This is a genomic window from Micromonospora sp. WMMD1128, assembly GCF_027497235.1.
In the GTDB taxonomy this organism is placed as follows: domain Bacteria; phylum Actinomycetota; class Actinomycetes; order Mycobacteriales; family Micromonosporaceae; genus Micromonospora.
Map to the genome: position 1 here is coordinate 1820519 of NZ_CP114902.1, position 14268 is coordinate 1834786.

The window sequence follows — 14268 nt, forward strand, 5'->3', positions numbered from 1 at the left end:
CTATTGCCCGGCATGTTTGTCGAGTATGGTCCAGGAAGTTTGCTGATGTGGACGGATGGAGTTCAGACGATGCCGAAGACCGCGAGCACGTCGCGTAGGTCAACGCCACCGCTTGCGTCGCCGACCGTGCAGGCGTGGGAGCTTGGACTGCGGCTGCGTGAACGCCGGGAGGAAGTGGGAATGACGGCGGTCGGGGCGGGTCGCGCCAGCGGCATCACACAGGCATACATCTCGGGCGTCGAAGCCGGGCGGGTGAAGTTGCCGCGCGACCGGCTGGCCCAGCTCGTCAAGGCATACGAGCTTGATCCATCCGATGCCGCCGAGTTGGAAGAGTTGCGGGTTGCGGCCATGGAGCGGGCTTGGTGGCATCAGTACTCGCAGCTCTTCCCCGCTGATTTCCTCCGCTTCCTCGGTTACGAGGCGGGTGCCGAGCACGTCCGCAGCTACCACAACGAGCTGTTGCACGGCCTGTTGCAGACCGAGGAGTACGCCCGCGCGGTCATCCGTGGCGGCAACACCTACGTCCGGCTGACCGAGATGGACCGGCGGGTCGCCGTGCGGATGGCGCGTCAGCGGCGGCTCGACGGTGACCACCCCCTACGACTGACTGCTGTGATCACCGAAGGTGCACTGCGGCAGCAGGTCGGCGGCGCGCAGGTGATGCGGTCCCAGCTCGACCACCTGGACCGGCTGTTGACCGAGCGCGCCGAGCAGTTCGAGGTCCGGGTAATGCCGTTCGCCGCCGGAGCGCATCCCGCGCTCGGCGGCCCGTTCCAGATCCTGTCGTTCCCGTCGCCTCGACTGCCTGACCTTGTCTGGCAGGAGGTGCTCACGTCCAGCGACATCATCGACCAGTCCAGCCGGGTCGCGGACTACGTCGTCACCTTCGCCGAGGCGCGGGAGCGGGCGCTAAGCTCGGCGGAGTCGCTGGTGCTGATCCGGCGGATCGCCAAGGAGATGACGTGATGGTCGCTCGCCCCGCCCTCGGCGGTGGGTGGTTCAAGTCCTCCCGCAGCTCGGACAACGCGGCCTGCGTCGAGGTGCGGTTCGCCGGTGGCGCGGTGGACGTCCGCGACACCAAGGACCGCACCGGCCCGACGCTAGCCTTCGACAGCCGATCCTGGGCCAGCTTCCTGACCGGCCTCAAGGCCGCGTCGGACCGGTAGGCCGGGCCTTACTCCTGCACCCAGAACTGCCAGCCGGGCGGTGTGGGCGGCCACGACGGGTCGGGTCGCCAGCTCGACGGAGGTACCCAACCTGCCGGGGGTGAGGGCCAGCCGGGCGGCACGGCGAACCGCCACCGGGCAGGTGTCCGCCACCTCCTGACCGGCCGAGGACTCCGTGCGTTCAGCCGGACTGCTGCCCCGGGCGGTGGGCGGCGAGGCCAACGGTCCGGGGGATGTCTGGCATCCGACATGCATTGACGCTGGCCGCCGTGTCGGGGCGGTGCGGTGGCTCCCGCCGCTGGCCATGACAGCCCACAATGACCCCATGGCAGCAGGTGATCAGACGCGCAGGTGGGCGGCGGTGGTCCTCGTCGGGCTGGTGGGCGCCGGCCTGGGGGCGTTTCTGGCCGTCCAGGACCTCGACCGGGCGAACAAGTGGTCCGGCGTGTTCGGGCTGTTCCTCACGCTTGCCGGTGTGGGTCTCTCCGCGTACGGGCTGTTCGGTGCCCGGCGGGCGGCGGGCGGGCAGTCGGTGGACGACAGTGTCGTCGGTGGCGGGGTGACCCAGGTCCGTGGGGTGCGCGGCGACGTGCGTATCGGCGGGTCCGCACCGGCGACCGGGTCGCCGTCCGCGCCGACCGCGCCGCCGCCGTCTGCCGCCGGGATGGGGGCCGGCGGCGTACCGGCCGGGGACGGGCAGTCGGTGACGCGGTCGTGGGCGGCGGGACCGGTACGGCAGGTCGACGGTGTCGGCGGTGACGTGGACATCGACAGGTGAGCCGTCGGTGGTGTCCGCAACCGGCGGCGGGTCAGGTGGTGACCGGCAGTGTGGTCTTCGGGGACGTCATCCAGATCTCCCACGTCGACGGCGGCGTCACCGTCATCAGCCCGGATCGACCGCCCTACCGGGTGAGCACGGCCGACAGTTCCCCGGTGCCGGTGGGTGTGCCGAAGGCCCGATCGCATCCGAGCTGCCTGTTGCTGGCCCGCCATCAGGTGGTGCCGTTCGCCGGTCGCGAGCGGACCCTGGACGCGCTGGCCGAGTGGGTGCGCGGTGGCGAGCCGGTCGCGGCGTTGCTGGTCCACGGCGCGGGTGGGCAGGGCAAGACCCGTCTCGCCGCCGAGGTCACCGCCCGGTGCGCAGCGGCGGGGTGGGCGGCGTGGAAGGTGGTGCACACACCGACCCCGGTGCCCGGGACCGCGCCGGTGTCCCGGGTCGAGTTACCCGGCGGCGCGGTGCTGGCGGTCGTGGACTACGCCGACCGGTGGCCGGCCTCAGCGTTGTTGGCCCTGCTCATTCAGCTACGGGACCTGCACACGCGGACCGGCGCCCGGGTGCGGGTGCTGATGCTGGCCCGCTCGGACGGCTACTGGTGGCCGGCGGTGGCCAACCGGGCCGAGAGCGACCTCGGCATCGACACCGGTCAGGTGGCGTTGCCGCCGCTGGCCGCCGACAGCGACGACGACCGACTGACGCTGTTCACCACCGCGGCGGCGCGCTTCGCCGCGGCCATGAACATCGAGCGGGCCGGCTGGCCGGTACCGGATCTGACCGGGCCCGCCTTCGCGCAGGTCCTGGCCGTGCACATGGCTGCCCTGGCCACCGTCGACGCGATTCGGCACGGCGATGTCCCACCCGTACGAGGGGACGCCGTCTCGGCTTATCTGCTGCTGCGGGAGGAGGCGTACTGGCACGAGCTGCGTACCGGACCCGAGGATCCCTTGACGACCCCGCCCGCGGTGATGCACCGGGCCGTGTACACCGCGACCCTGATCGGGGCCCAGCCCCGATCTGCCGCCCGGCGGGCGCTCAGCCAGGCCGGGTTTGCCGCCGACAGTGCCGCCGCGGACCGGATCATCGACGATCACACGACCTGCTATCCGCCGACCGACACCCGACTCGTGTTCGAGCCGCTGCACCCCGACCGGCTCGGCGAGGACCTCATCGCCCTGTCCACCCCGGGCCACGGCGGGCTCACGACCCTGGAGAAGGACTGGGCGCCCATCGCGGTCGCCGACCTGCTCACCGCCGACGGGCCACAGCTGCCGGCCTGGAGCACGGCCGCGGTCACCACTCTCGTCGAGACCGCACGCCGATGGCCGCACATCGCCACCGACGTGCTGTACCCGTTGATCCGTCGCCGTCCCGAGCTGGTTGTCGCCGCTGGCGGGGCCACCCTCACCCGCCTGGCGGCCGTCCCCGACATCGACCCCGCCATCCTGGAGATCCTCGAACCCCTGCTGCCCCAGGGCCGGCACATCGATCTCGACATCGCCGCCGCCGCGATCACCGGCCATCTCACCCGGCACCGCCTGGCCCACGCCACCGGCGACGCGGACCGTGCCTGGCTGCACGCCATCCACGCCTGGCGGCTGGCCAACGCCGGGCAACACGTCGCCGCGCTGGCCTCGGCGCAGGAGGCCGCCGGCGTCTACCGGCGGCTGGCGGAGGCCGACCCGGCCTCCCTGCCTGGCCTCGCGATGTCGTTGAACAACCTCGGCAACCATCTGTCGGGGGTGGGGCGTCGGGAGGAGGCGCTGGCCCCGACGGAGGAAGCCGCCGGCATCTGGCGCCGGTTGGCGATGGTCAACCCGGCCGCCTACCTGCCGCACCTCTCGGGGGCGTTGAACAACCTCGGCAACCATCTGTCGGGGGTGGGGCGTCGGGAGGAGGCGCTGGCCCCGGCGGAGGAGGCCGTCGCCATTCGCCGCCGGCTGGCGGAGGCCGACCCGGATGCCTACCTGCCCGAACTCGCGGGGTCGTTGGCCAACCTCGGTAGCCGGCTGGCGGAGGTGGGGCGTCGGGAGGAGGCGCTGGCCCGAACGGAGGAAGCCGCCGGCGTCTACCGGCGGCTGGCGGAGGCCGACCCGACCGCCCACCTGCCCGATTTCGCGACATCGCTGCACAATCTCGGCAACGAGCTGTCGGGGGTGGGGCGGCGGGAGGAGGCGCTGGCTCAGGTCGAGGAGGCCGTGACCATTCGTCGCCGGTTGGCGGAGGCCAACCCGGCCGCCCACCGGCCCGACCTCGCGATGTCGTTGACCAGCTTGGGGACTCGCCTGTTGGCGCTGGGACGTCGGGAGGAGGCGCTGGCCCCGGCGGAGGAGGCCGTCACCATCCGCCGCCGGTTGGCGGAGGCCAACCCGGCCGCCCACCTGCCCGACCTCGCGACATCGTTGAACAATCTCGGCGTCTTGCTGGCGGAGGTGGGGCGTCGGGAGGAGGCGCTGGCACTGGCGGAGAAGGCCGCCGGCATCTGGCGCCGGTTGGCGGAGGCCAACCCGGCCGCCCACCTGCCCGACCTCGCGACGTCGTTGATGAACGTCAGCGAGCGGCTGTCCCAGGTGGGGCGTCGGGAGGAGGCACCGGTCCCGGCGGAGGAGGCTACCGGCATCTGGCGCCGGTTGGCCGGGGCCAACCCGGCCGCCCACCTGCCCCAGCTCGCCGGGTCGTTGGACAATCTCGGCGTCTTCCTGTCCCAGGTGGGGCGTTGGGAGGAGGCGCTGGTCCCGGCGGAGGAGGCCATGACCATCCGTCGCCACCTGGCGGAGGTCAACCCCGCCGTCTACCTGTCCCACCTCGCGATCTCGTTGTCCAACCGCGGCGCTCTCCTGTTCACGGTGGGGTGCCGGGAGGAGGCACTGGCACTGGCGGAGGGGGCCGTCGATGTGTACCGGCGACTGGCGGAGGCCAACCCGGCCGCCCACCTGCCCGACCTCGCGACATCGTTGAACAATCTCGGCGTCCTCCGGTCGGAGCCGGACAAGCGGGAGCAGGCCCTGGCCGCGGCGGAGGAGGCCACTGCCATCCACCGCCGGTTGGCCGGGGCCAACCCGGCCGCCTACCTGCCCCACCTCGCGATGTCGTTGACCAACGTCAGCGAGCGGCTGTCCCAGGTGGGGCGCCGGGAGGAGGCGCTGGCCGCGGCGGAGGAGGCCGTGACCATCCGCCGCCGGTTGGCGGAGGCCAACCCCGTCGCCTACCTGCCCTTCCTCGCGAGATCACTGTCGGCGTACGCGCGGGTGTGTGTCAGTGTGGATGCCGACATGACCGGGGCCCTGGCTGCGGTCACGGAGGCGGTAGGTCTCTATGAGCCCCTGGCGCGGCAGTTGCCGCAGGCGTTCGCCGACCATCTGTCCGACGCCCGGCAGATCCGCGCCGACATCATCGGGCGGCTCGGCGGGGAGCCCGAGCACTGATGCCGTCCCGGCGCGACCGTCGAGGTGCGGTTCGCCGGCGGCGCGGTGGACCGTCATCACGGTGCTGACCACTCAGCCTCCGCGCCGAACGGGTCCTGCTCAACGGCGGTCCGTCCCCGAGTGACGCGCGTCGGCGCGGTGACCGGGTTGTCACGGAGGCTGTCGTACCGGGGTGCCAGGATGCCGTCGTGGCGTATGACGAGGACCTGGCGAACCGGGTACGGGAGCTGGTCGGGCGCGAGCCCGGCATCGCCGAGCGGCGCATGTTCGGCGGCCTGGCGATGATGCTGCGCGGCAACATGGCCGTGGTCGTCCGCGGCGCGGGGGGCTTGATGGTCCGCGTCGACCCGGCGGAGTCCGATCGGGCGTTGGCCGAGCCCGGCGCCGAGAGCACGGTGATGCGCGGGCGGGCGATGCGCGGCTGGGTCACGGTGGAGCCCGCGGCCTGCGAGCGGGACGCGGACCTGGCCCGGTGGGTCGACCGTGGCGTCCGCTACGCGGCCGGTCTACCGGCGAAGTGACGCCGCGATAATCGGCTGCGGGCCGGTCTCCTCCGCCCTAGGCTCGGCCACCAGTCGGACCGGGCCGGGCCGGCGGATCGGGGATGAGCAGCGCGATGACGATCAACCTCCATGCGATAAGTGTCGACGCGGCGGAGCCACTGCGGCTCGCACGCTTCTGGGCGGCGGTGCTCGGCCGGGAGATGGTCGACGACCCGCACGAGGGGGTCGCGCTCCGGCCCGACGGTGACCCCGGCTTCCGCATCCGGTTCCTTCCGACCGACGCGCCGAAGGCCGGGCAGAACCGCATCCACTTCGACCTGACCAGCGCGTCCCCGGAGGGCCAGCGGGCGACGGTGTCCCGGGCGATCGAGGTGGGCGGTCGGCACGCCGACGTCGGTCAGAAGGGCGACGAGGGGCACGTGGTGCTCGCCGATCTGGAGGGCAACGAGTTCTGCGTCTGCGAGGCCGACAACAATTTCCTCGCCGGCTGCGGTCTTGTCGGCGCGGTGAACTGCGACGGCACGCGGGCGGCCGGTCATTTCTGGAGCGCGGCGCTGGGCTGGCCGCTGGTCTGGGACCAGGATGAGGAGACCGCGATCCAGTCCCCGCGCGGCGGGGCGAAGGTCACCTGGAGCGGCCCGCCGTTGATGCCGAGGCACGGCCGGGACCGCGTACACCTGGATCTCGCGCCGCCTGTCGGCGCGGACCGGGAGGCGGAGGTCGACCGGCTGCTCTCGCTCGGCGCGACCCGGGTCGGCGCGGGCCGGCACACCGCCGACGACGTGGTGCTGGCCGACCCCGACGGCACCGAGTTCTGCATTCTGACTCCCCGGTAGCGGCCCCGCCCGGTCGGTGTCATGTGAATCTTGGTACGGAACAGCCCCTGGAGGGGCGCTTCCGTACCAAGATCCAGGATGTCCCGGAAGGTGGGAAGCTGATCCAGGGATGCGAGAATGTGTGCTTGATCGACTCCACCTCGCCGAAGTGGTGGGGTCGGATGGGCCAGGATGCCGCCACTTCGGGGAAGTGGAGTCGATCGAGAGCCGGTCGATCGAGCGTCGCTCGTGCGGTGTAGACGGTTCAGGTCGGCCCGCGGTGTGAGTCATTCACACCATCAAGTTTGTAGGCGCCTGCTGAACACCTTCCGGGTCGACTCCGGGAAGCATGCCGACCGCGTCCGGACGCGTCCCGGCCGCGACTCACACCTGGATGTCGAAGCGTTGCAGCACCGCGGGCGCGACCAGGCCCAGCGCGGCGAGCACGGCCACCACGGTCATCGCGGTGCGCAGGACGACCGTCTCCGCCTTGCTGCCGGTTCGCAGCGCGATGCTGTTGGGTAGCCCGATCATCGTCCACATCCGCCGTTTGATCGGGATCGGCCAGAGGATGGGCACGCCGGCCCGGGTGATCATGTCACCGAGGATGTGCACGAAGCAGCCCACAGCGACGGCGAGACCGATCATCGGATAGCCGCGGTCGCCGGGCAGGTTGGCGAACGTGAACCAGGCCGCGGCGGCGGACACCAGCGTGATGACCACCCAGCCGGCCCGTTCGGCCCACTCGTCGAAGAGCCCGCGCAGCGCCAGGCCGATCATGAAGAACAGGATGCTGACCACGGCCCACTTGCCGTAGTGGGCGCAGAGCGCCGTGGTGCCCCACCCGACCAGCGCGGTGAACGGGACGGTGTGGGTGAGCGTGCGGTGTCCGTTGTTGCGGCGCGGGTCCTTGCTGAGCTTGGTGGCGTAGTAGACGCCGAGCGAGATCTTCTCCACCACCTCGGCGACGAAGAGGCTGACCACGCCGAAGGTCCGGGCCACGGTGGCGCCACCCTGGTTGCGGGTGACCTTGCCGGAGAGGTCGAGGTCGGGGAAGAGTGCCCCGCCCGCGCAGACCGCGGTGCCGACGGCCAGCGCCAGCGGCGTCTGGTGGTAGTCGGCGAACTGGTCCAGCGCCCAGGAGCCGGTCAGCCACACGGCCGCGCCGGACAGCGCATGGGACGGTCCCATCATCTCGGCTCGCCCTCCCCAAAGATCTTGATCGACAAACTACGCCACTGTAGTCAGTCGGCGCGACGGTGGGCATCAGGAAGTATGTCGGCCCAGGCGGGCGCGGCGGTGCGTCTGTCGGCGATGAGACGCCGGCGGTGTCAACCCGCCGTGCGGGTGGGCCGGATCGGACGGATGCTGTCCCGGATCAGAGCGAACTGCCCGTCGGCGGCGGCCCAGTCGGCGTCCGAGGTGGTCCAGCCCAACGTCCACCCGGACTCCTCGCCCGGCAGCACCCGCAAGGCGTGCATCCGTTCGCCGTTCGGGGCCGTCCAGCGACACTCCCACTCGGCACCGCCGCCGGCGGCGGCGAGCCGCACCTTGTCGTATGCGGGCAGCCGGCCGGCGTAGCGAAGGTCCCGCTCGGCGGACTTCAGCCGGCCGACCGGATCCCCGCCCGGATACGGCTCGACGCCCAGGATGCGCCGGGTGGCCGGGTCCTGGAAGCAGGTGGTGTCGCCGGAGCGGAGCTGGAGCCAGCCGGCGGGCAGGGCGATGTGGAACCCGCCCGTGTCGGCGGGCCAGATCCAGTCGGCGGGCACGGTCACCGCCGGATCGGCAGGTGGCGGACCCTTCTGCACCGGCGTGCCGGCCACGTCCGGCCGGATGCAGGGGAACGGCGGTGGTGGCACGCCGGGGGGTGGGCCGGGCGGACGATCCCAGGGCTGGCCGATGGCCGTGCCGTGTCCGTCGCCGGTCCTGGGAGGGTCGCTGTCGACGGCGAGGGCGGTGCCGACGCCGGCGGCCAGGGCCAGCAACGCGACGGTCGAGGCGAGGCCCCAGCGCCGCAGCGCCGCCCGCCTCCGCTCGTCGTCGGTGGCGTCGGCAGGTGGGTCGCCGGTGGCGCCGTCGTGGGCGGCCTCCCCGCGGCCGTCGCCGTGCGGAGGGCGCAGGCCGTGCGCCGCGCCGCCGTGGGCGGTTCCGCTCCGATGGGGTACGCCGTGCGCCGCGCCGCCTCGCGCGGGGTCGTCGTGAAGCGCGCCGCTGCCCGTCGCGCCGCGCAACGAACCGGAGTCGACCGGAGAGTTTGCGGTGACCGGCGGCGGGCTCGCGGCGGGGGTGCCGCCGGACCCGGGGAGGTGCACCGGGCTGACGGCGTCGGCCCGGGGCGCCGGACCCTCGGGACCGGTCGGGCTGCCCGGGTCGACGAAGCTGGTCAGGACCGTCGGGCCGAACACGCCGACCGGACGGTCGGGGCCGCCCCGGACCGGGTCGTGCTCCGACTGGTCCGGCTCGTCGGGGTGGTGCTCCTCCGCCGGGTCGGCCGGCGGGGTCGGGTCGTCCTCGGCCGGTCGCGCCCACTCGCTGCGCCGGGCCGCCCGACTCCACGCCCGGGCGGCGGCGGCCGGCGGCATCATGTCCGGGTAACCGACGATCGGCCGGTCCGCCGCGCCCGGGCCGGCCGTGCCGCCCGTGGCGTCGCCGCCATTCCCCCCGCCCGTGTCGTCCCCGCCGTCCCAGCCGTCCGTGCGGTCGGTGCCGTCCCAGCCGCGCGTACCGTCCCAGTCGTCCCAACCGTGCCGGCCGGCCCGGCCGGGTCGGCCGGCACGGCCGGGTCGGTCGGTCAAGCCGCCTCGATCGGCGGGGCCGGGTCGGTCGGCAAAGCCGGGCCGGTCGGCCTGGCCGGGCCGGGCCGGGTCTCCCGGGATCGGGTGCCCGGCCCTCCCACCGGAGCCGCCGCCCGACACCACGGCGCGTCCGGTCGCGGACCTGGGCGGGGCGTCGGGTCCGCCTCCGGGCGGGTCGCCGGGTCCGAGCCTGGTCGCGGGCGGGTCGCCGGGGCCGGGGCGGGGGACCGGTGGGACGGCGATGCTGTGGCCGCTCGGCGGTGCGACGGTGGACGCGGACCGGGGGACCGGCGGGACGGCGATGTGGGAGCCGCTCAGCGGCGGGACGGTCGGTGTGGGCCGCGGGACCGGCGGGTCGTCGCCGCTCATCGACACGACACTGGATCCGGCCGCGTGCCTGGGTGGCGCGTTCCGGCCGGGCCGGCCGGCCCCGGCGGTGTCGGACGCCGGCCGGTCCGGCGCGTCGGCGGCCGGTACGTCGGCGGCCGGTGTGGCGGCGGAGGCGAGCAGACGGGCGATGTCGTCGTGGCCGAGCCGGTTGCGCGGGTCACGGCGCAGCAGCCCGACCAGCACCGGCATCAGCGGGCCGGCGTGCGGCGCCGGGTCCGGTGGCTGGCTGGCCAGCGCGGCGAGCGTGGCCATCGCGGTGCTTCGGGCGTACGGCGAGCGGCCCTCCACGGCGGCGTGCAACGTGGCGCCGAGCGACCACAGGTCCGCCTCGACGCTCGACACCCCCTCGGCGGCGCGTTCCGGCGCGACGTACTGCGGGGAGCCGAGGACCAGGCCGGGACGGGTCATCGCACCGTCACCGCCCTCGAACACGGCCAGCCCGAAGTCGGTGAGCAGCACCCGCCCGTCCCGGGCCAGCAGCACGTTCGCGGGTTTCACGTCCCGGTGCAGCACCCCGGCCAGGTGGGCGGCACGCAGCGCGGCGTGCACCGCCCGTCCGATCTCGGCGGCCCGCCGGGGCGGCAGCGGACCGTCCGCCTCGATGATCTCCTGGAGCGAGCGGGACGGAACGTACTCCATGATCAGCCATGGGTCGCCCTGGACCCGGACCACGTCGTAGACCCGTACCACGTTCGGGTGGTTGAGCCGCGCGGCCGTCCGCGCCTCGCGCAGCGTGCGGGCGCGCAGCTCGTCCCGCTCGTTCTCGGCGAGCCAGTTGGGCGGCAGCACCTGCTTGACCGCGACCTCGCGTTCGAGCTCCTCGTCCCGGGCGAGCCAGACCTGGCCCATCCCGCCGCGGCCGACCAGCTCGATCAGGCGGTACCGTCCGGCGATCACAACCTTACGCACCGCACTCCTCACCGCTGGTCGTGGTCCACAATAGCCAACGGATCGGACGGTACCTATCCTCTCGGGGCGGCAGACCTCAGCTCGCCGCGCCGGCCAGCAGATTTCCCTCCGGGATGGTGACGGCCGGCCGACCCCCGACCAGCATGGCGGCGGCCCGCCGGGCCTGGAACGAGTGGTGCTCCCGGCGGGCGGCGGCGTAGCTGACGGCGGTCCGGGCCGCGATGGCGGACCACGCGTACCGCCGGGTCACCATGGCGCGCGCCTTGCGCGCCACCCGGCGGGCGAAGACCTCGTCGCCGAGCAACCGGTCGACGGCGCCGGCGAGCGCGTCCGGGTCGCCGTGCGGAAAGGTCACCCCGGTCACGCCGGACTCGACGATCTCGGCCAACCCGCCGGTGCGCGCCACCGCGAGCGGCGCCCCGGCGGCGGCCGCCTCCAGGGCGATCATGCCGAACGGCTCGTAGAGGCTGGGGATCACGGTGGCGTCGGTGGCGGCGAGCACCGCGGGGAGCTGGGTGGCGTCCATGAAGCCGGCGAACCGGACGGTGTCGTGCAGCCGCAGCCGGTGTGCCTGGTCCACCAGCTCATCCCGGTACGGGCCGTCCCCGGCGATCACCACCCGCAGGCCGGGGTGCCGGTCGGCCAGGTGCGGCACCGCGTGCACCAGATGCTGCACGCCCTTCTCGTAGACCAGCCGGCCGGCGTACCCGATCAGCGGCCCGTCCCCGGCGAAGCGGGCGCGGGCGGAGGCGACCGCGTGCGGACGGGCCCGCCAGGCCCGGTCGTCGACGCCGTTGGCGACCACGTCGACGCGCCCGGCCGGCACGTCGAACAGCCGGACCACCTGGTCGCGCATGTAGCCGGAGCAGGCGATCACCCGGGCCGAGGCGTTGCTCAGCCAGTGCTCGACGCCGTGGATGGTGCGGTTCATCTCCCCGGGCAGCCAACCCTGGTGCCGGCCCGCCTCGGTGGCGTGGATGGTGGTCACCAGCGGCACGTCCAGGTGCTCGGCCAGGGTCACCGCGGTGTGCGCGACGAGCCAGTCGTGGGCGTGGATCACGTCGTACGCGCCGGCGCCGGCCGCGCGCAGGGCGGTGCGGGTGAGCGTGTGGTTGAACGCCATGGTCCAGGCCAGCAGCGAGTCGGTGGCGAGCGGGAACCGGACCGGATCCTCGGCCGCCCGCACCACGCGGACGCCGTCGGCGTACTCCTCCATGGGGGTGCCCTCGGCGTGCCGGGTGACGACGGTGACCTCGTGCCCGGCGGCGGCCAGGGCGACGGAGAGCGCGTGCACGTGGCGGCCGAGGCCACCGACGAGCACGGGTGGGTACTCCCAGGAGAGCAGCAGCACCCGCAGGCGCCGGGCGGGCAGGATGTCGATCACTTCGGCGTCAGCTGACACGCGGCCCCCTTTGAGTTGTCGTCGTCCCGCCCGACGTCACCACCGGGGGGCGGCACCCATCCTGCCCAGGTGTCGATAACCGGCGGCGACACGCCGGTTGCCGGTCTGTAACGCGTTACCGGCGGACTCGCCGCGCGCGCAGCAGCTCGGCCACCGACCAGGCCTGGAACGGGCAGCCGGTGGCGGCGTGCGGGGCGAGCCCGTCGGCGGTCTCGCTCACCGAGCCGAGACCGTCCTCGACGAGGTGGCCCACCAACCCCACCAGCAGATCGTCGGTGGGCAGGCCGGCCCGGCGGTACGCGTCGAGCAGCGGCCCGGTCAGCCACGGCCACACCGTGCCCTGGTGGTAGGCGGAGTCCCGCTCGGCCGGGCCGCCCCGGTGCCGGCCGGTGAAACCGGGCGACCCGGGGGCGAGACTGCGCGGGCCCAGCGGGGTGAACAACGCCTCGGTGAGCCGGCGCAGCGTGCCCTCGTCCGGCTCCAGCGGGGCGTACGGCAGCGACCAGGCGAGCAGTTGGTTGGGGCGCAGCAGGTCGTCGTCGTGGTGCGGGGCGCCGCCGAGCGGGTACGCGGGCGCCGGGGCGTCCACCACGTCGTGCAGCCCGCCGGCCGGCGCCGGGAACCGCTCGCGGAACGCGGTCGTGGCCCGGCCGTGCAGGTCCCACAGGCCGGTGGCGTCCCGGCCGGCCAGCTCGGTCAGCTCGGCGAGCCCGGCCAGCCCGTTGATCCACAACGCGTTCACCTCGACCGGCTTGCCGGTGCGCGGGGTCACCGGCACCCCGTACACCCGGGCGTCCATCCAGGTCAGCGCCACGTCCGGCGGCCCGCCCTGGGTGAGCAGCCCGTCGGCCGGGTCGACGCCGATGCCGTACCGGGTGCCGGTCACGTGCGCCTCCACCACGCCGTGCAGCGCCGGCAGCAGCTCGTCGCCGAGGTCGGTGTCGCCGGTGACCGTGACGTGCCGGGACACCGCGTGCAGGAACCACAGCGTGGCGTCGACCGTGTTGTGCTCGACCCGGCCGGTGTCGGCGGTGTTCGCCAACATGCCCTCGGACAGCGTGCCCGCGTACGCCCGCAGCAGCTCCCGGCCCTCGTCGGCCCGGTTGGTGCAGAGGAACAGCCCCTCGTAGGAGATCATGGTGTCCCGGGACCAGGCGCCGAACCAGGGGTAGCCGGCCACCACGTCCGGGCCGGTGGCGGTGCGGATCACGAACGCGTCGGCGGCCAGCGCGAGCGTCGCCTCGACCGCGTCGTCCGGCTTGGCGGCGGCCACCACCGCCCGGTTGCGCCGCCGGGCCGCCTCGACCACCGCGGTCGCCGGTGGCGGCTCCTCGCCCAGGTCATCCGCCCAAGCCAGCACCGTCACCGTCGCGCCCGGCTCGTCGAGCGCGCCGGAGAAGCGGCCCGCGTACCAGAGGTCCTCGTCCGGGTTCAGGCCGCGGTCGGCCTCCGCGCGGTGGCGGACCCCGAGCCACCACTGGCCCTCCGGGGCCCAGCCCGGCCCGGCGAGCCGGAACGCGCCGTCGACGACCGCGCCGCCGGCCACCGGCTCCAGCCGCGGCGCGGGACCGTCGGCCCGCCGCTCGCCGTGCGCGTCCCGCCAGGTGCAGGCCGCGGCCAGGTCGAGCCGGACCGGGCCGCCGGAGACCAGCCGGTGGACCACGGCGACGCAGGACCGGCCGTACGCCATGGCGATCTCCCGCTCGATCACCACGTCGCCGATCCGCCACCGCCAGCGCGGCACCCCGTCGGTCAGGTCGAAGCGCTCCAACAGCTCGAAGCCGCGCGGGTCGACCACACCGGAGGACCACTCGTGCGCGCCGAGCCGGACCCGCGTCCCCGACGGCAGGGTCACCGCCGGGTCGAGACTCACGAGTCCCACCTTGCGGGACGCCGGCGTTTCGCCCGACACCACGAGCAACCCGTGGTAGCGGCGGGTGCGCAGCCCGGCCACGGTGCCCGTGGCGTAACCGCCGCGCCCGTCCGTGACCAGCCATTCCCGCTCGGCGGAGGTGGACAGGTCCGCGCAGAACCGCGGACCGAAACGGATGTCGATCAACTTTCCTCCACCGGCAGCGAGGTGTG

9 protein-coding genes and 1 pseudogene are annotated in these 14268 nt (G+C 74.0%); 6 read left to right on the forward strand and 4 right to left on the reverse strand.

All coding sequences use genetic code 11. The annotated features are described in order from the left end of the window. Positions 1 to 69: 69 nt before the first annotated feature. The 6 genes from O7602_RS08725 (at position 70) to O7602_RS08750 (ending at position 6705) form a co-directional block, all read left to right on the forward strand. Positions 70 to 966 carry a helix-turn-helix transcriptional regulator gene (locus O7602_RS08725; RefSeq protein WP_281587733.1) on the forward strand — a complete coding sequence of 299 codons (897 nt, stop codon included), beginning with the start codon at positions 70 to 72 and terminating at the stop codon, positions 964 to 966. Then, the gene (locus tag O7602_RS08730; RefSeq protein ID WP_281590215.1) at positions 966 to 1166 is read left to right on the forward strand and encodes a DUF397 domain-containing protein; all 201 of its coding nucleotides are present in this window, start codon (positions 966 to 968) and stop codon (positions 1164 to 1166) included. The genes O7602_RS08725 and O7602_RS08730 overlap by 1 nt, the downstream gene beginning before the upstream one ends. Positions 1167 to 1491: 325 nt before the next feature. Continuing rightward, positions 1492 to 1944, forward strand: coding sequence for a hypothetical protein (locus O7602_RS08735; RefSeq protein ID WP_281587735.1), 453 nt, complete (start codon positions 1492 to 1494; stop codon positions 1942 to 1944). Positions 1945 to 1982: 38 nt separating this feature from the next. After that, the gene (locus O7602_RS08740; protein WP_281587737.1) at positions 1983 to 5366 is read left to right on the forward strand and encodes a tetratricopeptide repeat protein; all 3384 of its coding nucleotides are present in this window, start codon (positions 1983 to 1985) and stop codon (positions 5364 to 5366) included. Positions 5367 to 5554: 188 nt separating this feature from the next. Continuing rightward, the gene (locus O7602_RS08745; RefSeq protein ID WP_281587739.1) at positions 5555 to 5887 is read left to right on the forward strand and encodes a TfoX/Sxy family protein; all 333 of its coding nucleotides are present in this window, start codon (positions 5555 to 5557) and stop codon (positions 5885 to 5887) included. Positions 5888 to 5982: 95 nt separating this feature from the next. Further along, the gene (locus O7602_RS08750; protein ID WP_281590217.1) at positions 5983 to 6705 is read left to right on the forward strand and encodes a VOC family protein; all 723 of its coding nucleotides are present in this window, start codon (positions 5983 to 5985) and stop codon (positions 6703 to 6705) included. Between the two features lie 363 nt (positions 6706 to 7068). Here the strand turns inward: O7602_RS08750 and O7602_RS08755 are convergent, their stop codons facing one another. The 4 genes and pseudogenes from O7602_RS08755 to O7602_RS08770 all read right to left on the reverse strand — a co-directional run bounded on the left by O7602_RS08755 (position 7069) and on the right by O7602_RS08770 (position 14242). Next, the gene (locus tag O7602_RS08755; protein ID WP_281587741.1) at positions 7069 to 7878 is read right to left on the reverse strand and encodes a metal-dependent hydrolase; all 810 of its coding nucleotides are present in this window, start codon (positions 7876 to 7878) and stop codon (positions 7069 to 7071) included. Positions 7879 to 10013: 2135 nt separating this feature from the next. Then, positions 10014 to 10721, reverse strand: a pseudogene (locus tag O7602_RS08760) (serine/threonine-protein kinase); the annotation flags it as partial. A gap of 136 nt (positions 10722 to 10857) precedes the next feature. Continuing rightward, a complete protein-coding gene (locus O7602_RS08765; RefSeq protein WP_281587743.1) occupies positions 10858 to 12183 on the reverse strand; it encodes a glycosyltransferase family 4 protein in 1326 nt (441 codons plus the stop codon). Positions 12184 to 12298: 115 nt separating this feature from the next. Further along, the gene (locus tag O7602_RS08770; protein ID WP_281587745.1) at positions 12299 to 14242 is read right to left on the reverse strand and encodes an amylo-alpha-1,6-glucosidase; all 1944 of its coding nucleotides are present in this window, start codon (positions 14240 to 14242) and stop codon (positions 12299 to 12301) included. Between the last annotated feature and the right edge of the window lie 26 nt (positions 14243 to 14268).

Bases quoted from the DNA above. Each gene is read 5' to 3' on its own strand.
- O7602_RS08725 (WP_281587733.1), top strand. From the start codon at position 70: ATGCCGAAGACCGCGAGCACGTCGCGTAGGTCAACGCCACCGCTTGCG.
- O7602_RS08730 (WP_281590215.1), top strand. From the start codon at position 966: ATGGTCGCTCGCCCCGCCCTCGGCGGTGGGTGGTTCAAGTCCTCCCGC.
- O7602_RS08735 (WP_281587735.1), top strand. From the start codon at position 1,492: ATGGCAGCAGGTGATCAGACGCGCAGGTGGGCGGCGGTGGTCCTCGTC.
- O7602_RS08750 (WP_281590217.1), top strand. From the start codon at position 5,983: ATGACGATCAACCTCCATGCGATAAGTGTCGACGCGGCGGAGCCACTG.
- O7602_RS08755 (WP_281587741.1), bottom strand. From the start codon at position 7,878: ATGATGGGACCGTCCCATGCGCTGTCCGGCGCGGCCGTGTGGCTGACC.